Here is a 17,340-nt window from a genome sequence, read left to right as displayed (position 1 = left end):
CGGGTCCCCTGTGGGGCAGGAGGGCACGTCACACCTCCCACATGGTGAATCCGTTGTTACCCGTCACGGTCGTCAGTGAGGTGTAGAGCGAGCCATTGGTCTTGGGCTGCACCTTCCAGTCACCGCCGTTCCAGGTCACGGTGACGAAGGTCGTTCTGTAGCCACCTGAACCGTTCTTGATGAGGAGTTGCACCGTGGCGGCGTCCCGGGAGTACGAGCCGAGCGCGAACCCCGCGTACGAGCCGGCCGCGCTTCCGTTGCCGGCCGATTCCAGGACGGTGCTCCGCTGAGCGACGAACAGGTCCCGCCCCCGTCCGGCCACGATCTGCTGGTCGCTGACGGCGCGCCAGTCCTTGCCGCTCATGCGGGCGGGAATCACGTGGGCGGCCAGCACCGCGCCCAGGGGCGTACGGGCGAAGCACCACATGACCGCACCGCTGGTACGGACCGGGCCCGCCGAGGCTGATACGGGAACCTTCGACATGCCCAGGGAACGCCACCCGAGATCCTCGGGCGACGCCGACGGAGGCGTCTGGTCGCTGTCATCGGTTAGGCAGCCACCGGGCCGCCCGGCACCGGCCACGTCGGCACCGGCCTCCCGAACACCGGTCTCTCCGTCATCGGGCTGCCCGCCCTCGGGCGCGGCCGAGGACAGCGGCCCCTTCCGGGCGGAGCCGCCCTGCCGGGCGGACGACGCGTCGTCCCCCGTCGACAGCCAGGTGATCCCGGATATGACGAGTGCTATGGCGAGAAAGGCCGCCGAGAGGAGCCATGCCTGTTGGTTCCAGAACGGCTGCTCCGTCCCGGTATCTCTCTGGTGACGTCCGAACATGATGTCCGCCCTCTTCTCGTCTACTTGAAGACGAAGGTGACGAGCGGACCCGCGGTGGCCACCAGCACGCAGCCGCCCAGCACCATGCCGAGGCGGCTCATGTGCTCGGAACTCTCGCCGCGCTTCATGGAGATGGCCATCATGGCGCCGGTGATCAGGACACCCGCCACGCCTGCGGCGGTACCCGCCCAGGCGGCGATACCGAGGACCACGTCGACCTTGTCGGTGAGCGCCTTCGGAGCACTGCTTTTCGGGGTGGGCACCTTCGAGGCGTGGAGGAGCGAAGGGATGAGCGCTTTCATGGCTGTCTCCTGGGAGGTCGTGCGCCACCGTGCGGTGGCGGTGAAAGAGGGAAAGGCCCAGGGCACTGCCCACGACCGGCAAGCAACTACCGTGCAGACCACGGGAGTTGATTGCCAGTCAGAGGGCGAGTGATCCGAGGGAGGACACGATCGGCCCGGCCGTGGAGGCGAGGACGCAGGCGAGCATGACGAAGAACAGCCCGCGGAAGTGCTCGCCGCCCTCCCCCGGCCGGCCACTGCGCAACTGGAGCGCCATCAGGGTGCCGACCGTGATGACGCCGCCCACTCCGGCGGCCGAGGCACACCAGGCGAGAAGACCGAGGACCTCTCCGGCCTCCGGCCCCGGCGAGAACGGGGCGGCGAACACGGCGCCCGCCGGGTGGATGCCGGTCACCGCGACTCCCCCGGCCCGTCGGGACGCGTTCCGGCCAGCGCGCCCAGCCTGAACAGCTCCTTGGGAAGCTTCCTCGTCTCCTTGCCCAGCCGCCAGGCATCGATCCACGGGAGCCGCCGCACGGGGGCGGCGGACCGCAGAATCCGGACGCGGTTGGCGAGTACGAAGGGGAGGCGGCCCGGCGCGTCCGCGACGAGCACCAGCGCCACCAGCTCCATTCCGGCGGGATGCCGGCCCTCGCGGAGGGCGTTCAGGGCCCGGGACGCCGCGCGCATTCCCTCGGCATGGGTGCGGGCGACCAGCATCACGCGGGCGGGTTCGCCCCGGGACGGGTCGGGCCACGCACATCCGAGGTCGGTGCCACCGAGCACCCGGGCCAGGGTGCTCGCGCCGGCACCGCCGTGCGCGCCGGCCCAGCCGATCCCTTCACCGGACAGGGACCCCGACCGTTCCCGGCGCGAGCGCTGCGGCCGTCCACCCCCGTCGGCAGGCCCCTTCAACCCCTGCGCCACCACCGGCCGCGGCATGGTCGTGGCCCCGTCCCCGGGAGTCGCGGGCTTCCCGGCGGGCTGCTGACGCGTAGGCCCTCGTACCCACATCTCCGGTCCGGCGGGCTCCGCTGAAGGGACAGTCATGCGTGCCCCACCCTCTCTTCTCACGATCGATTCCTGGGCGTTTGAACTGGTCTGCTCCAGAACCCGTTCTCATCCTTCGAGACCGCCGAGCTCCGTCAGACAGCCACAACGCGGGCCCCGCCCACACCGGTTCAAGGCATCGGCGACTCATTTCGAACCGACGGCCGCAACGGTCGCGAGCGACAGGGAGAGAGCGTGATCAGCTCATGAGTTCCGACGGTCCCGGCAACACGGCGAAGATCGCCATGGGCGCAGCGGGCGGCCTCGGCTGCCTGACCTCACCGGTCATACTCCTCGGCACGGTGATCGTCATCATCGTCATCGGCGGGCTCGGCGTTCTCCTGGCCCCGCTCATCCTCCTCATCCAACTGTTCGGAGGCGGCGGCTCGGACCCGGCCGTCGAGGCCGAGAAGGTCGTGGAGGTGTTCCAGGGGGACGGGAAGGGCGAACTCGACCCCGCTCAGGTGCCGTCGGATCTCCTGGAGCCCATCAAGGCGGCGGGCACACTCTGCGAGGCGATCGGTCCGGTGGTGATCGCCGCCCAGCTGGAGCGCGAGTCAGGCTTCGACCCGAATCTGGTCGGCCCCGACGGGGCGGAAGGTATCTCGCAGCTGCCCCCGGCGGTGTTCACGGAGTTCGGCGAGGACGAGAACGACAACGGCAAGGTCTCGGCGTTCGACGCCGCCGACTCGATCATGGCGCAGGGCCGCCACATGTGCGATCTGGCGGGAGAGGTCCAGCTCCTCATCGACAACGGCCGGGCCATCGGCACGGTCCTGGACCTGACCCTCGCGGCCTACAACACGGACATCGACGCCGTACGCCAGGCCGGCGGCATCCCCACCACGAACCGGTCCCAGGGATATGTCGTGGGCATCCGGGCGCTGCTCGCGAAGTACGAGGGAATCGGCGCCCCACCCCCCTCCTTCCCTCCGACCGCCACGCCCACTCCCACACCGACCCCCACCACCTCCACCCCCACCACACCCGCCCCCACACCGAACACCTCCACATCCGTCTCCCCATGACCCCGCAGTGAGACGGATGTACGAGCCGTCAATCGGCCGTCAACGCCCCGTGGATGCCGCCCCTCAAGACTCCCGGCAACGGCGAGCAGCCGCGACAACGGCGATCATCCAGGGGTACACGATGCAATGGTCCTTGATGGGATCGAGCGAGTCACAGGACACCGGGGAAAGCACCCTGCGCGCTCTGTACGAGGAGCAGGCCAACCCGCTGTACGCATACGTCCTGCGCCTGGTCGGCGGCGACCGCCACCGGGCCGAGGACATCATCCAGGAGACGCTGCTGCGCTGCTGGAGCAAGCGAGACCTGAACCTCGACGCGGCGCTACTGAGGCCCTGGCTCTTCCGAGTGGCCCGCAACCTGGTCATCGACGGCCACCGCCGACGCCTCGCCCGCCCCTGCGAGATCGACGGCAGCAACTGGCTGCGCGAGATGTCGACGGACGCGGACGAGATCGAGAACGTGCTCTCGTCGGTCGTGGTCGGCGAGGCGTTCAAGGCCCTGTCCGAGGCACACCGCGAGGTGCTGTACGAGACGTACTTCGTCGGCAGAACCACCCAGGAGGCCGCCACCGCCCTCAACATCCCCCACGGCACGGTCAAGTCCCGCGTCTACTACGCCCTGCGCTGCCTGCGCCTGGCCCTGGAGGAACGAGGCGTCTCGACGACGGACGCCTCCCAGCTACCGGCCTGCCGACAGGGGACCGCAGTGTCGGGCTGACCTGACTCGCGTATGCGACATGGTCCGTCCGACCGAGGGGGTCCCGGCGCCGGCGCAGGGCCTTTCGGCGCGACGGTCGGCCAACAGGCGCATCCGTGCAGGGCTCTGTGGTGCAATGACATCTGCCCGGGACCGGGCTTGGCCCCGACCCCTCGCGTACCCGGGACGGAGCCTGAGCGCCAGCGAGGAAGAGGAGTCACCGTGACCATAGGCGGGCCGGACGGGGAGGGTGAGCCGAGCACTCGTACTTCCGGGAACGCGGGTGGCCGGGGCAGCGCGATGACCTTGGCGAAGACGCTGGCGGCGGCGGAGACCGCGGCGCCCGTGGAGTCGCTCGACGTGGTCGCGCGCATGCTCAAGGAGCACCTCGGGGCGGCGTCGGTGTCGTTCCTCATCACCGACTTCACCGGAGGCTCGGTCGTACGGCTGGGGGCGGCGGGCAGCATCGATACGGAGGGACCCGCCCAGCGCATCATACTGCGGGGCACCTTGTACGACGACGTGATCCGCACCCAGCGGCCGAGCGTGGAGGACAAGGGCGAGGGCTCGCTGGTGCGGATCGTCGCCCCGGTGACCAACCGCGGGGACGCCATCGGGCTCCTCGAACTGTTCCTGCCCGCGGCGCCGGACGCGGAGGTGATGCGGGAGATCGGCGAGACCGCGCACGCCCTGGCGTACATCGTCATCGCGAACCGGTCCTTCACCGACGTGTACCAGTGGGGCCGCAGGACCATCCCGCTGAGCCTGGCCGCGGAGATCCAGCACCGGTTGCTCCCGGCCTCGTTGGCGTGTGAGGCGGCGCAGTTCGCGGTGGCCGGGGCGCTGGAGCCGGCCGACCACGTCGGGGGTGACACCTTCGACTACGTGATCGACCGCGACACCGTCCAGCTTTCCGTCACCGATGCCATGGGGCACGATGTCGGCGCCGCGCTGCTGGCCACCCTCCTGGTCGGCGCCCTGCGCCGGGCACGGCGGGCCGGTGCCGACCTCGCCGAACAGGCCCACCAGGCGGACCAGGCCGTGCGCGAGCACGGCCGCCGGGGTTACGTCACCGGCCAGCTCCTGCGCATCAGCCTGATCGACGGCACGACCGAGTTCATCAACGCCGGGCACCCCTGGCCGCTGCTGATGCGGAACGGACAGGTGCGGGAGGTCACTCCGAAGATCGATATGCCGTTCGGCGTCCACGCCCCTCGCACCTACCGGGTCCAGTCGCTCGACCTGCGGCCGGGCGACCGGCTGGTGATGCTGACCGACGGCATGCTGGAGCGCAACGCCAACAGCCTCGATCTGTCCGACCTGATCGTGCGCACCCGCGCGCTGCATCCCCGCGAGGCCGCCCGCGCCCTCGTCGCGACGATCGTCGACGCCAACGACGGCCACCTGCAGGACGACGCGACCGTCATGTGCCTGGACTGGCACGGCGTCGGCGAATCCCGGCGGGACGCCGACACCGGCGCCGACCTCGCCGGCGCCTCCGCACCGTCACGGACCGGGCGGACCGCGTCTGAGCGATGACTCGATGACTGCTCCGGTAGGGATGATCCGCCCCTTCGCCAACGCCTTCGAACGCGCATACGGCGCGGCACCTGGCCAGTACCGCCGCCACACCCAGGCGTCTGCGCGCACCTCCGCCGCAGGGCCCGCGAGGTAACCGTCAGCAAGCGGTCCGCGGCGGCGGAGCGCATCGTCAGCGCCGCGAGGGAACGCGTCGTGGTGATCAGCGGGCAGCGGAGCTGGGGTTGGTGGCTGTTGCCGTGTCGGGGTGAAGGGTGAAGACTCGGTCCAGGCCGGCGATACGCAGGATCCGGGCGGTGTTGGCGGGGACTGCGGCCAGGGCCACGTCGCCGCTCTGTTCCATAGCCAGGTTGCGTGCCACCAGCAGAGCGGTGATGCCGCTGGAGTCGCAGAATTCCAGGCCGGCCAGGTCCAGGACCAGCAGTTGCCCACTGGCCAGGATGACGCGGTCCACGGCCTGACGGAGTCTGGGCGCCGTCGCATGGTCGAGGTCACCGGTGATCTCCAGTACGGGACCGGTGGCTGCGTCTCGGGCAGTGATCGTCAGCGGGCGCATCTCAGGTCTTCACTCGCGGGGTGGGAAGCGGGGCGGGCACGCCGAGGGCGAGCAGCGCGGTGTCGTCGTCGAGTCCGTCGCCGAAGCCGGCGAGGAGCCCGCTCAGAGCGGTGATGAGGGCCTGGGGTCCCGTGGCGGACTGTTCGGCGGTGAAGGCACGCAGGGCTTCATCGCCGTAGAGCTCGCGCTTGGGCCCGGTGCGGGCTTCGGTCAGGCCGTCGGTGTAGAGCAGCAGGGTGTCGCCGGGCAACAGCTGGGTCCGGGCGGGTGTGAACTGTGCCTGGGGCAGGACGCCGATGAGCATGCCGCCGGGGGTGGGCAGGTAGTGCGCGGTGCCGTCGGCACGCTGGATCAGTGCGGAGGGGTGGCCGCCGGAGGCCAAGTGCACGCCGACATGGTCGCTCCCGGGGCGCAGGATGCCGAAAATCGCGGTGCAGTAGCGAGTATCGCCGCTGGTGTACCGCTCGTGCAGCACGGTGTTCAGGGTGGTCAGAACGGTGACGGGGTCCGGGTCGTGCAGGGCGGCCGCCCGCAGCGTGTAACGGGTCAGTGAGGTGACCGCGGCAGCCTGGGGGCCTTTGCCGCACACGTCGCCGAGGAAGAACGCCCACCGGTCCGCGTCGAGGGGGAACAGGTCGTAGAAGTCTCCGCCGAGAAGATCCGGAGAGGCGGTGTGATAGTAGGAGGCGGCTTCCAGGCCCGGAACCGTGGGCAGCTTGGCGGGCAGCAGGCTCTGCTGCAGGACGGCGAGGGCTTCCTGGAGTCGTTCGCGGTCGGCCTCGGCCTGCCGGCGCGCTTCTTCAGCCGCCTGACGTTCGCGCAGCAGCTCGGTCTCGTAGGCGCGGCGGTCTCGGGCGTCGAAGATCGTGGTGCGGACGAGCATCGGTCCGCCGTCGTCGCCGGTCTTGACCTTCGAGGTGACGAGCACGGGCATCCGCTGCCCGTCAGTGGCTTTGATGTCCAGGGCGATGCCGCTGGCCTCGCCGTTCATGTGCAACAGGGGGGCGAAGTGCGTCTCGTGGTAGAGCTTGCCGCCCACGGTGAGCAGATCGGCGAACCGCATCCGGCCTACCACCTGCCGCCGCGAAAGACCCAGCCACTCCAGAAGTGTGGTGTTGATCTTCGCGATGGTGCCGTCCATCAGCGTTGACAGGTAGCCGCAGGGCGCCTGTTCGTACAGCTCCTCCGCGCTGTCCTCCAGCAGGGAAGTAAAGGCCACGTCGGTGGCTTCCGTGTCTTGCTCCCCCTCCGGACATTGATCGCCGCGGCGCATCAGCGGGCGTATTTTATGAATTCGGTGATCGCCACCGCGGTGGCCTGCGGTGCGCTCAGTTGTGGACAGTGCCCCGTCGCCTCCAGCGTGACCAGGCGGCTGCCCGGGATCGCGTCGTTGACGTAGGCACCGACCTCGCGGGGGGCGATCACGTCCTGCTTGCATTCCAGCACCAGCGTCGGTACCGCGACCGTCTTGAGGTCTTCGCGGCTGTCGGACAGGAACGTCGCACGGGCGAAGACCCGAGCCATGTCCGGATCGGTCGCGCAGAACGAGGTGGTCAGCTCCTGGCCGAATTCAGGCCGGTCCGCGTTACCCATGATCACCGGAGCCATCGCCGCCGACCAGCCCAGATAGTTCGACTCCAGCGACTCCAACAGCTCATCGATATCGTCCGCGCTGAACCCGCCCCGGTACCCGTCGTCGTCGATGTAGCGGGGCGACGGAGCCACCATCACCAGGCGGGAGAACCGCTGGGGCGCCCTGGCCGCCGCGAGAACCCCGACCATGGCACTGACCGAATGCCCCACGAAGATCACATCCCGCAGGTCCAGCTCCTCGCAGACATCCAGCACATCCGAGGCGTAGCCCTCCAACGAGTTGTAGCGCTGCTCACTCCAGGCCGAAGGGTCCGAGCGGCCGGAGCCCACGTAGTCGAAGAGCACCAACCGGAAGTCCTCGGCCAGCATGGGGACCACCAGGCGCCACATGTTCTGGTCGCAGCCGAACCCGTGCGCCAGCAGGAGCACCGGCCCATCCACACGGCCAGTGACGGTGATGTTGTTCCTGCGACGGATATCCGTGCCCACCAGTTCCCCATCACTGCGGGAGGAGTGGTCGTCCGTAGGTACAGGGTTCATTGAGAACCTTCCTCGACAGGGCACGTATCAAGGAATTCCCGCCGCGCAAGAACAGTGCGGGGAACTCAAGAACGAGCCGAATGGAATGCGAAATTAAATCTGGCCTGCAGTGAATCCGGTACGGACGCAGGCGACGAAAAGAACGAAAAGGGTGGCGTCATGCAGACGTGAAATCCAGGACTTCAGGCGGGCACTGCTTCGAGGGAGGCCCGCGACCCTGGATAGCACCTGCGGGCGATGCTGTTCCCACGCGTGAGTCCCCTACGGGAAATCTGGCGCCCGCACCCCGAGAGATGCGTGCCTCCCGCCGCAGAGTGCACGTCGGCGTCAGGCGGGGACGATGTTCTCCGCCGTCGGGCCCTTCTGGCTCGGCGCGATGTCGAAGGTGACCTTCTGACCTTCGAGCAGCTCACGGAAGCCCTGGGCGGCGATGTTCGAGAAGTGGGCGAACACGTCGGCGCCGCCACCATCCTGCTCGATGAATCCGAATCCCTTTGCCGCGTTGAACCACTTCACAGTGCCAGACGCCATTTCACATCTCCTTCGGGGCAGTACGCCAGGACCCGCAATGCGCGGGCAGGGTCGCCGCGATGATGCCCCTCCCGGAATGACCGGAAATACAGAAACGCCCCAACGGCTGTAAGTACCGTTGGAGGCGCTTTAAGTTCGGGAACCAAGACTGCAACTGAGATCGACCGTAGCATGTCATAGCGGCCGGTGTGCGTTACACAATTCCATTCGGCTCGTTGCGGTAAAAACGCTCCCGGCGCGGCGCGTTGAACCCTCACCTCGCGCTCGTAGCTATTAAGCCACCCGGAGCGCAACTTCCCGGGAGGAACAATCGCCGTTCACGAACACGTCAGCGCCGCCGCCGTCCTGCTCGACGAGGTCGAAGCCCTGATTCGGCACAGCACCGGAACCCGGGCGCACCACCTCAGGACACGGGCGGGCCGGACGGCCCGGCGGTCCGGCGGTGTTCGGCGTTGATCCGCTGGGCCTCTTCGAGCTGGTCCTCGAGGATGACGATGCGGCAGGCGGCCTCGATGGGGGTGCCCTGGTCGACGAGTTCCCGGGCGCGGGCGGCGATGCGCAGCTGGTAGCGGGAGTAGCGGCGGTGGCCGCCCGCGGAGCGGAGCGGGGTGATGAGGCGGGCTTCGCCGATGGCGCGGAGGAAGCCCTGGGTGGTGCCGAGCATTTCGGCGGCCCTGCCCATGGTGTATGCGGGGTAGTCGTCGTCGTCGAGACGGCCGAACGAGTCGTTTACTGTCATCGCACCTCTCTGTGGAACGCGTGGAGGGGCCCTGGTGCCAGTACGGCACCAGGGCCCCGAAGGAACTGCTACACCATCTGCCGGCCCTGATACTGCGCCGGCCCTCTGTGTCCGCGGACCCGGCCTGAACGCTGCCGGGGATGCGGGGATCGCGGTTGCTCGACCGGAGACCACCTCACTATCGATGCCCTGCGGTACCCGGGTCCAAGACTTCCTCCCGGGCGATCCTGATGGCGCTCAACTCCTCCGTTCTTCCCTCGAATCAATCACTTACCGAGCGGAGCTTCGTACTGCTGGTGATGCGAACTACCCGGTGGCCTGCCGTAGCGCCACTCTTCGGCAGCCAGCCCCGTCGCCCGTCCTGCATCTGCTCTGGCTTGGAACCCCACTGCCGAACCTCCCGGTACGCGCGCCCGCAGCCGACGCCTTTACCGAGGAACCACTGACAACCACACTGCTGGTACTGCGAACTGCACTTACGGAACTGCTCCTGCGTGAACTGCGCTACTACTCTTGGCGGCCCCTGATCACTGCGGGCCACCCGGTCCGGCCGTCAGTCCCGTCACCGTCCTGCGAAAACAATGGCTCCGGAACTCCACTACCGCACCGTCCTGCGAACTACGTCTTGCACTGCCCGGCAGTTCATCTCTGCCGGGCCTCGCTCAATCTCGGCTACGAGAGAAACCATAACCACACCACCACTCAATGTCTACTCCGGCCGACATAGATTTTTGTGCGCTGGCCAGAGAGACAGTCGACCTCGACCACGGAGGGGGCGCGCGACGGCCCAGCTACAGCCGGAAGATACCCATCGGTTAACGCGCCGCAGGCCGGGGCACAAGCACTGGACAGACAGGATCGTGCAACGACGACGCGGAGACCGGGGAGGTCTGATGGACACGATGAGCGTCAACGTGGCACCCGTCCGCTCCGCCGCATCCATCGCCCGTGCACGCGAGAGCGCCCGGGCCTTCCTCGAACGTCTCGCGCAGCCGGCGATCGCAGCCGAGGCGGCTGAGACCGTGGTCCTGGTCGTCTCTGAGCTCGTCACCAACGCCCTGCGCCACGGCGGCGGCACCTGCACCCTGGACCTGACCGCGCACCCGGACAGCATCGAGGTGGCCGTCCACGACCCCAGCCCGCAGACCCCACGCATGCGTACCCCGGACCTGAACGGCGGCACCGGAGGCTTCGGCTGGCCCATGGTCAATCGCCTCGCCCGCGCCACCGCGGTGACCCGCCGGACGGCCGGCGGCAAGACCGTGAGCGCCCTTCTCGCCCGGTAGCACCAAGGCGCCGCTGTCGGCCCGCGACGGGTGACCTCCCCCAGGACTTGACTGCTGTTTCACCGTCCGTGCCGGTCGAGGGGACGTCCTTGACCTGCTTCCTGTCGATGGCGACATGCAGGTAACCGCGACTGACCGTCGCGTCGCCCAGAGGGACGAGCACCAGCCGGTACCGGGGAGGCCACCGCCGCGCGCGGCGGTGCGATGCGTGCCGGGGGCAAGCCGCCGCAGCGTCCGGCCCACCTGCGCAGCGCCGGACGCACGAACCCGCCCGGGCCTCGCACCGGCTCCGCCCACGACGTGGCGTGGTCAGCGCCTGAAGCTGCCCTTCGCCCTCTCCTTGATGTCCCGGGCCCTGCCCCGGGCCTCCAGTGCGGCTCCCTTGGCTGCGGCGGTCTCGTTGCCCACCGCGTGGGCCACCTTCCTCACGGCCTTCCCGACAACCTGCTCGGTCTTGGCCCTGGCCTTCTCTCCGGCACTCATGTCGGTCCTTTCGTAGGCACTCACTCGTCCGCCTGCCCCTGGCCCCGGAGCGGAAACCGAGGACATCGCAGCGCCACGCCCCCTCCGACGGCCGTGATCTCCAGCAGCTCCGCCGCAGCGATACCCACACACTCATTGTGTTCCCGACGGCGGTGTTGGCTTCGACCCGTCGCTTGTCCGGAAACAGGCCGGGCAGGCCAACACCATGCGAAGAACCCGAAGTCGGAGGCTCTTCTGAGCCGGCTCCAGAATCGCCACGCACTCCACGTGCGAGGTCATCCGCAGTCGCGGTACGAGGTGCGTACGCAGTTCATCGGTCTGTGCTTGTCATGCCGTGAGTCCCGCGTCGCGGGCAAGAAGTGCGGCTTGGACTCGGTTCGTGACTTCCAGTGTGGCCAGGATGCGGCTGACGTGGGCCTTGACGGTGCTTTCGCGCATGGCCAGGTGGGTGGCGATGTCCGCGTTGGTGTGGCTAGCGGGGGCCACCCGCTCGCCTTACCGCCACACCGCCCCGTACAGCATCGCGGCCGCCGCCTTGTGGGCCACCGCCGAAGCAGGCGCCGGCTACGCCGCAGCAACCTCGCTGCAGAAGGCTCTGGCTGTCGGCGGCCCCCTGATCGCGCTGGTCGCTGTCACCGGCGTAGGAGCAGTGGTCGTCCTGGGCAGAAGACGCCGTTGCTTCAACGTCACGGAAGGAAAGCTTCGCCTACTGCTCCGCGGCTCGGCGGACGGCCCAGAGCCTGGAGATCAAGACGCCCACCATGATGAGCACCGCTGCCGGCGGCGCGATCTGGATGGTCGCGGGCAGGAGTCCTCCTGCGCAGGGATCAGTCCGTCGAGGGGACGCCCAGGATGGCGTGCATACCGCGCAGCGCCCAGTCTTCCGTCTGGTTGTCACCGTGAAGAAGTCTCGCCGGGGTGATGCCGGCAGCCAGGGACTCCAGCCCGAAGACGACCTGGGGCGCGTCCGTCCGGTGCGGGAGATCCCCGGCGGCGACGGCGGCGTCGATGTCACGGCGAAGGGTGTCCCGCCAGCGGGCGCGGCCCTCGGCGATCCGGTCGTGCACAGCGCCGGTGCGACCGTCGTAGTCGTATGTGACCTGGGTGAGCAGGCAGCCCCCGGAGTAGCCGGGATCGACGGCGTAGCGCACCCAGGACGCGCAGACGGCCAACAGCCGCGGCAGCCCCGCATCGAGGTGGCGCACCGGTTGCCAGACCCGGGTGCGGACGTCCTCCAGGACCAGGTCCACCGTCTCCAGTTGCAGCTTCTCCTTGCTGCGGAACTGGCCGATCACCCCCGCCTTGCTCATCCCCAGCCGGTCCGCGAGCCGGCCGATGGTGACGCTGTCCAGGCCCTCCGCGGAAGCGAGTTCGGCGGCGGCGCACAGTACCGATCGCCGGGTTTCGAGCGCTGCCTGAGCCGATGCACGTCCTGCCATGCCCGCAGTTTAGCAAACGACCGTACGGCATTGACGTACGAACGATCGTACTCTTAAATCCTCGCCATGACGCCTTCCACCTCCACCCGTCGAGCCTCCGTCGCCCTGTTACTTGCCTGCGCGGGCACCTTCCTGAGCTTTCTCGACGCCACCGTGACCAACCTGGCGGTACCACCGATCGCCGACGACTTCGGCGTCTCGCTGACCACCGTCTCTTGGGTCGCCACCGCCTATGTGATCCCCTTCGCCGCGCTGCTCGCCCCGGCCGGGCCGCTGGCCGACGCGGTCGGCCGTGCCCGTCTGTTCCTGATCGGCGTCGCCGTCTTCACGGCGTCGTCGCTGCTGATCGCCGTAGCCCCGACCCTGCCCGTGCTGCTCGGCGCCCGCGCCGTCCAGGGCCTGGCGGCGGCTCTGCTGGTACCCGCCTCGCTGGGGCTGGTACTCGCGGAAATCCCCGCCGAACGCAGGCGCGCCGCGATCGGCATGTGGAGCGCTGCGGGCGCCCTGGCCGCTGCCGCGGGACCCGCCCTCGGCGGCGTCATGGTCGAAGTGCTCGACTGGCGAGCGCTGTTCTGCCTCAACCTGCCGGTGGGCGTCTGGGTGCTGATCGCCGGACGGAAGCTGCTGACCGGCGAGTCCCACACCGGCCGGGGGCCCGACCTCGCAGGCGGCCTGCTGCTCGCCCTCTGCGTCGGCTCGGCGGTGTACGGCCTGACGCAGGGCTCCGACCACGGCTGGTCCTCGGTGTACGTGCTGGCCGCCTCCGGCGTCACCGTGCTCTCGGGCGTGGCGACCGTGATGCGGGCGCTTCGGCATCGGCGACCGGCGCTGCGACTCGACCTCTTCCGCAGCCGGTCCTTCGCCGTCGCAAGCGGCGTCTCCCTCGCGTACGGCACCGCACTGTTCACCTCGATGCTGCTCGGCGTGCTCTTCCTGACCGACGCCTGGAACTACTCCGCCCTGGAGGCCGGCCTCGCGATGAGCCCGGCGGCGCTCGTCACCGCCGTGGTCGGCATCGGCATCGGACGGCTCCGCATCGCCCTCACTCCGCGCACGATGGTGGCGGCGGGCTCGGCCCTCATCGCCGCCTCAACGGCCGCCCTGGCCCTGCTGATCGACACCGAGCCACACTTCTGGACGCTCTGGTTCCCGGCCGGGACGGTGATGGGAGCCGGCGTCGGCATGGCCACCGTCGGCATCTCCAGCGCAGCCACCTTCTCCGTCGCGCCCCAGCACTTCGCCGCCGGGACAGGCATGGTCATGGCGGCCCGCCAGGTCGGCGGCGGCCTCGGCATCGCCGCCACGGCCGTGATCATCGCGGAGGTCTCGGGCACAGGCGCGGAACCGTACGCCGCCGTGTACTGGTTCGCCACCGCCGTCAACCTGGCCGCCGCCGCCGGCGGTCTCGCCCTGCGCATCGCGGCCCCGCCCCTGCCGCAGCCCGCAACCTCGGCCGACCATGCCCCGGCCGCCGCCCGAATCCTCGAAGGAGACCAGCGATGACCTCTCAGCCGGACCGGACCCCCGTCCAGGATCTGCCTGCCGACCCCGCCGCCGAGTTGTCCGACCCGTACTGCATGGCCCCGGACGCCGCCGCCGAACTGCTCCGCGATCTCCCATGGAACCGGCTGGCCGTGGCGGGCGACAGTGTCACCGCCGGCGTTATGGACCCCCTCCCGGGCTACCGCGACCGATCCTTCGCCGACCGCTTCACCGACGCCCTCGCCGCCACACGCCCCGGCTTTGCCGCGGTCAACCTGGCCAAGCCTTACCTGCTTCTCGACGAGATCCGGGACCAGCAGCTCGGCCCTGCCCTGGAGTTCGAGCCGGACGTAGTGATGGTGAGCGCAGGCGGCAACGACGCCTTCCGCGGTTTCGACCCGGAGACGCTGCGGGCCGAACTGACCTCGTTCCTGACACCCCTCGCCGAGAGCGGCGCCCTCGTCATCACCATCGGCCTGTTCGACCTCGCCCGGTCGGGCCTCGTCCCGCCGGAACACGCCGACGGCATGGCCCGCCGCTTCGACGAGCTCGACCGCATCACCGCCGGCCTGGCACGCGCACTCGGCGGCATCCACGTCGACACCCACCACCACCCGCTCGCCGCCGACCCAGGCATCTACTCCACCGACCGCATCCATGCCAACGCCCGCGGTCACGCGGTCGCCTTCGCCGCCATCGCAACCACCGTGGCTCAGCGCATCCAGAATGAAGTTCCCCCGACCTGCGGGAGGGGCTGATCAACGGATCAGTGCGGGGTTGACGGGGCTTCAGGTTCGTTCGTTCGGTGGTTGCCTGGTTGGCGTAGTACTCCTCCTTGAGGTCGGGGCTGAGGTAGCCGAGTCGCTTCCGGATGCGGCGGGAGTCGCAGAAACCGTCAGCATCCGGCGGTCTGCAACACGGCGTACTCGTATTGCCCGGCCCCGATCCGGCTGGTCGGGTTGCGAAAGATGAGTAGGCCTCAGGGCAGGCTGCACAGAGGGAAACAGGTCGAGCGACCTGCCCGTGGCCGCCCAACCGCAGGTCAGGCACCCTTTGCGACAGGCTCCAGAATCGCCACGCACTCCACGTGCGAGGCCATCGGAAAGATGTCATCGACGTAGCCGGCAACCGGACTTCGGTGACCACACCACGCCCGACGTCACCCTCGGCTACGACGACGCCGGACAGATGACCGCCCGCGCCAACCCGAAGATCTCCGAGGATTTCGTCTACAACGCGGTCGGCGACCTCACCAAGACCCGGGGCTTCGCCTATACCTACGACGCCGCCGGGCAGATGCTCACCCGTAAGTACTCCGACGGCAACACCATCGGCTACACGTACGACAACGACGGCCGCACCGCCACGATGACGGCCGACGGCGCCACCACGACCTACACCTCGGACCCGGCGGGCAACCTCACCAAGACGGCACTGCCCAACACGGAGACCGAGGAACGCACCTACGACCGGGCGGGCCAGGTCACCGCCGTCACCTCCGCCAAGGCGGGCACGATGGTCACCAAGACCGCCCTGACCCTGTCGGCGGCCGGCCTGCCCACCCGCGTCGACGTCACCCGGGCCGGAGTCGGCACCGGAGGCTACGACCAGACGTACGACACCGCAGGCCGCCTCACCTCCGGCTGCTACCCCCAGCCCTGGGTCACCGGCTGCGCCGCCACCCGCACTACGTCCTACACCTACGACAAGGTCGGCAACCGCCTGACCTCCACCCTCGGCGCCACGTCCACCAGCTACGCCTACGACGACGCCGACCAGCTCACCTCCACCACCGCCGGGGCCACCACCACCGCATACGAATACGACGCGGAAGGCAACCAGACAAGGGCCGGCGCCAACACCTTCATCTACGACCTGGCCGGACAGATCTCCGCCGCCACCGTCGCAGGCACCAACTACACCTACGATCACGACGCCAGCGGCAACCAGGTCGCCACGCTGAAAGACGGCGCGGTCACCAACCGCACCCAGTGGGACCCCAACGCACCCCTGCCGATCCTCGCCACCGAGTACGACAGCGCGTGGGCCGTCAAGCAGTCCTACCGCTACGACCCCCTCGGCCAGCCCGCAGCCACCAAAACCGGCACGGGCGCGGTCTTCTACTACCACCACGACACCCAGGGCTCCCCGCTCGACGTCACCAGCAGCACCGGCACCCTCCACCAGCGCTGGGCCTACGACCCCTACGGCACCCGCGTCCTGGGCACCGTCACCACCGGCGCACCCTCAAGCACCCCCACCTACACCGGCGCCCGCTACGAGACCACCACCGGCAACCTCGACCTCCACGCCCGCCAGTACACCCCCGCCACCGGCCGCTTCAACAGCACAGACCCGGTGACCCGCAGCACCTCGCCCCCATGTGTCCCCGTACGCATACGCCGACAACGTACCCACCCTCCTGACCGACCCGAGCGGCCGTACCCCCGAAGACCCGAACGACAGCGTCGACGGCATCGGCGACGTGCTGGGCATTTTCGGTGACGCCTTCGTCGACGTCGTCAAGTCACCGTTCGTGTTCCTCGGTGACGCGCAGGACGCCTTCACCGGCGAGAACGGCGGCGCCGGCGCCTTCCTCGACAAGTACCTCCCCGTCCGCCCCGCCTACCGCCTCTACCGCGCCGAGTACATGCTCCGCCAACAAGGCTGCGACGCACTCGCCGACCTGTACGCGGAAGCCGCCGACGAACTCACCCAGCAAGTGGCCCTCGTCGGGGTCGGCGGCCTCAGCGGCTGGAGGCGACAAGCGGTCGAGCCCGAGACGTCGGCCCTGGGCGCCGAAGGGCTAACCTCACGCTTTCATGAAGCGGGCCGTCCGACGGGTGGTCAGGTAAGCGAAAAGTGCCTCTGACCAGCAAGAATGAGGATTGTCGAGGTCCTTGTTCCTGCTCCAGTCGGAGGCACTTCTCAGGTGAAGAAGAGTATCGGGTCATACCCGCGTGTCCGCACCGAGGGCGGCGGCCGGGCGGTGGTCTCGCAGGCCGGGGGTGTGCTGTTGGTCGAGACGGTCCGCAAGGCCGGTTTGGACACCGCGATATCGGCCGGGCTGGCGCCGTGGCGGAAGGCTCGGGCGGTGCACGATCCGGGCAAGATCCTGCTGGACGTGGCCTTGGCGGTCGCGCTGGGCGGGGACTGCCTCGCGGATGTCGCCATGCTGCGGGCCGAGCCGGCCGTGTTCGGTCCGGTGGCCTCCGACCCGACGGTCTCCCGCCTGATCGACACTCTTGCCGCGGCCGGGCCGAA

20 protein-coding genes and 1 pseudogene are annotated in these 17,340 nt (G+C 69.2%); 9 read left to right on the top strand and 12 right to left on the bottom strand.

Annotation, left to right across the window (positions count from 1 at the left end; all coding sequences use genetic code 11):
* Positions 1-28: 28 nt before the first annotated feature.
* The 4 genes from ACFWSK_RS08885 to ACFWSK_RS08870 all read right to left on the bottom strand — a co-directional run bounded on the left by ACFWSK_RS08885 (position 29) and on the right by ACFWSK_RS08870 (position 2,163).
* Positions 29-832, bottom strand: a complete 804-nt coding sequence (locus ACFWSK_RS08885; protein WP_383783177.1) for a hypothetical protein — start codon at positions 830-832, stop codon at positions 29-31.
* A 20-nt stretch (positions 833-852) separates the two neighbouring features.
* On the bottom strand, positions 853-1,134 hold the full coding sequence (locus ACFWSK_RS08880; protein ID WP_383783176.1) for a hypothetical protein: 282 nt from the start codon (positions 1,132-1,134) through the stop codon (positions 853-855).
* A 118-nt stretch (positions 1,135-1,252) separates the two neighbouring features.
* On the bottom strand, positions 1,253-1,528 hold the full coding sequence (locus tag ACFWSK_RS08875; RefSeq protein WP_383783175.1) for a hypothetical protein: 276 nt from the start codon (positions 1,526-1,528) through the stop codon (positions 1,253-1,255).
* Entirely contained in the window at positions 1,525-2,163 is a 639-nt protein-coding gene (locus ACFWSK_RS08870) for a DUF6668 family protein (RefSeq protein ID WP_383783174.1), read from the bottom strand. The genes ACFWSK_RS08875 and ACFWSK_RS08870 overlap by 4 nt, the downstream gene beginning before the upstream one ends.
* A gap of 206 nt (positions 2,164-2,369) precedes the next feature.
* Between ACFWSK_RS08870 and ACFWSK_RS08865 the strand changes: the two genes are divergently transcribed.
* From ACFWSK_RS08865 to ACFWSK_RS08855, 3 genes are all read left to right on the top strand, one after another.
* Positions 2,370-3,191: a transglycosylase SLT domain-containing protein gene (locus ACFWSK_RS08865; protein ID WP_383783173.1), complete on the top strand. Its 822-nt coding sequence runs from the start codon at positions 2,370-2,372 to the stop codon at positions 3,189-3,191.
* A 121-nt stretch (positions 3,192-3,312) separates the two neighbouring features.
* Entirely contained in the window at positions 3,313-3,909 is a 597-nt protein-coding gene (locus ACFWSK_RS08860; protein WP_383783172.1) for a sigma-70 family RNA polymerase sigma factor, read from the top strand.
* 279 nt (positions 3,910-4,188) lie between these two features.
* Positions 4,189-5,427, top strand: a complete 1,239-nt coding sequence (locus tag ACFWSK_RS08855; RefSeq protein ID WP_383783342.1) for a PP2C family protein-serine/threonine phosphatase — start codon at positions 4,189-4,191, stop codon at positions 5,425-5,427.
* A gap of 202 nt (positions 5,428-5,629) precedes the next feature.
* Here the strand turns inward: ACFWSK_RS08855 and ACFWSK_RS08850 are convergent, their stop codons facing one another.
* The 5 genes from ACFWSK_RS08850 to ACFWSK_RS08830 all read right to left on the bottom strand — a co-directional run bounded on the left by ACFWSK_RS08850 (position 5,630) and on the right by ACFWSK_RS08830 (position 9,386).
* Positions 5,630-5,983 carry an STAS domain-containing protein gene (locus tag ACFWSK_RS08850; RefSeq protein WP_383783171.1) on the bottom strand — a complete coding sequence of 118 codons (354 nt, stop codon included), beginning with the start codon at positions 5,981-5,983 and terminating at the stop codon, positions 5,630-5,632.
* Between the two features lies 1 nt (position 5,984).
* Positions 5,985-7,256 (bottom strand): PP2C family protein-serine/threonine phosphatase, encoded by a 1,272-nt coding sequence (locus ACFWSK_RS08845; protein ID WP_383783170.1) that lies wholly within the window; start codon positions 7,254-7,256, stop codon positions 5,985-5,987.
* Entirely contained in the window at positions 7,256-8,116 is an 861-nt protein-coding gene (locus ACFWSK_RS08840) for an alpha/beta fold hydrolase (protein ID WP_383783169.1), read from the bottom strand. Before ACFWSK_RS08840 ends, ACFWSK_RS08845 begins: the two co-directional genes overlap by 1 nt.
* A 327-nt stretch (positions 8,117-8,443) precedes the next feature.
* Positions 8,444-8,647, bottom strand: coding sequence for a cold-shock protein (locus tag ACFWSK_RS08835; RefSeq protein ID WP_056786685.1), 204 nt, complete (start codon positions 8,645-8,647; stop codon positions 8,444-8,446).
* Positions 8,648-9,050: 403 nt separating this feature from the next.
* The gene (locus ACFWSK_RS08830; protein ID WP_383783168.1) at positions 9,051-9,386 is read right to left on the bottom strand and encodes a MerR family transcriptional regulator; all 336 of its coding nucleotides are present in this window, start codon (positions 9,384-9,386) and stop codon (positions 9,051-9,053) included.
* A gap of 893 nt (positions 9,387-10,279) precedes the next feature.
* On the opposite strand from ACFWSK_RS08830, the gene ACFWSK_RS08825 reads away from it, so the two are divergent.
* Complete coding sequence (locus ACFWSK_RS08825; protein WP_383783167.1) at positions 10,280-10,672, top strand: ATP-binding protein; 393 nt, start codon at positions 10,280-10,282, stop codon at positions 10,670-10,672.
* 309 nt (positions 10,673-10,981) lie between these two features.
* Here ACFWSK_RS08825 and ACFWSK_RS08820 read toward each other — a convergent pair whose 3' ends face one another.
* From ACFWSK_RS08820 to ACFWSK_RS08810, 3 genes and pseudogenes are all read right to left on the bottom strand, one after another.
* Positions 10,982-11,155, bottom strand: a complete 174-nt coding sequence (locus ACFWSK_RS08820; RefSeq protein WP_383783166.1) for a hypothetical protein — start codon at positions 11,153-11,155, stop codon at positions 10,982-10,984.
* A 327-nt stretch (positions 11,156-11,482) separates the two neighbouring features.
* Positions 11,483-11,623: pseudogene (locus ACFWSK_RS08815) on the bottom strand (LuxR C-terminal-related transcriptional regulator); the annotation flags it as partial.
* Positions 11,624-11,982: 359 nt separating this feature from the next.
* Positions 11,983-12,594 carry a TetR/AcrR family transcriptional regulator gene (locus tag ACFWSK_RS08810; RefSeq protein WP_383783165.1) on the bottom strand — a complete coding sequence of 204 codons (612 nt, stop codon included), beginning with the start codon at positions 12,592-12,594 and terminating at the stop codon, positions 11,983-11,985.
* 66 nt (positions 12,595-12,660) lie between these two features.
* Here ACFWSK_RS08810 and ACFWSK_RS08805 point away from each other — a divergent pair, with 66 nt between their 5' ends.
* The 5 genes from ACFWSK_RS08805 to ACFWSK_RS08785 all read left to right on the top strand — a co-directional run.
* Entirely contained in the window at positions 12,661-14,097 is a 1,437-nt protein-coding gene (locus ACFWSK_RS08805) for a DHA2 family efflux MFS transporter permease subunit (protein ID WP_383783164.1), read from the top strand.
* Entirely contained in the window at positions 14,094-14,834 is a 741-nt protein-coding gene (locus tag ACFWSK_RS08800; protein WP_383783163.1) for an SGNH/GDSL hydrolase family protein, read from the top strand. Before ACFWSK_RS08805 ends, ACFWSK_RS08800 begins: the two co-directional genes overlap by 4 nt.
* A 430-nt stretch (positions 14,835-15,264) precedes the next feature.
* The gene (locus ACFWSK_RS08795; protein WP_383783162.1) at positions 15,265-16,581 is read left to right on the top strand and encodes an RHS repeat-associated core domain-containing protein; all 1,317 of its coding nucleotides are present in this window, start codon (positions 15,265-15,267) and stop codon (positions 16,579-16,581) included.
* Positions 16,562-16,948, top strand: coding sequence for a hypothetical protein (locus ACFWSK_RS08790; protein WP_383783161.1), 387 nt, complete (start codon positions 16,562-16,564; stop codon positions 16,946-16,948). Before ACFWSK_RS08795 ends, ACFWSK_RS08790 begins: the two co-directional genes overlap by 20 nt.
* 60 nt (positions 16,949-17,008) lie before the next feature.
* Positions 17,009-17,340, top strand: a 332-nt coding sequence (locus tag ACFWSK_RS08785; protein WP_383783160.1) for a transposase, incomplete at its 3' end; no start/stop codon positions are given.

This window comes from Streptomyces sp. NPDC058620 (genome assembly GCF_042717135.1).
In the GTDB taxonomy this organism is placed as follows: Bacteria; Actinomycetota; Actinomycetes; order Streptomycetales; family Streptomycetaceae; genus Streptomyces.
This window is presented reverse-complemented; position numbering and strand designations above follow the sequence as displayed.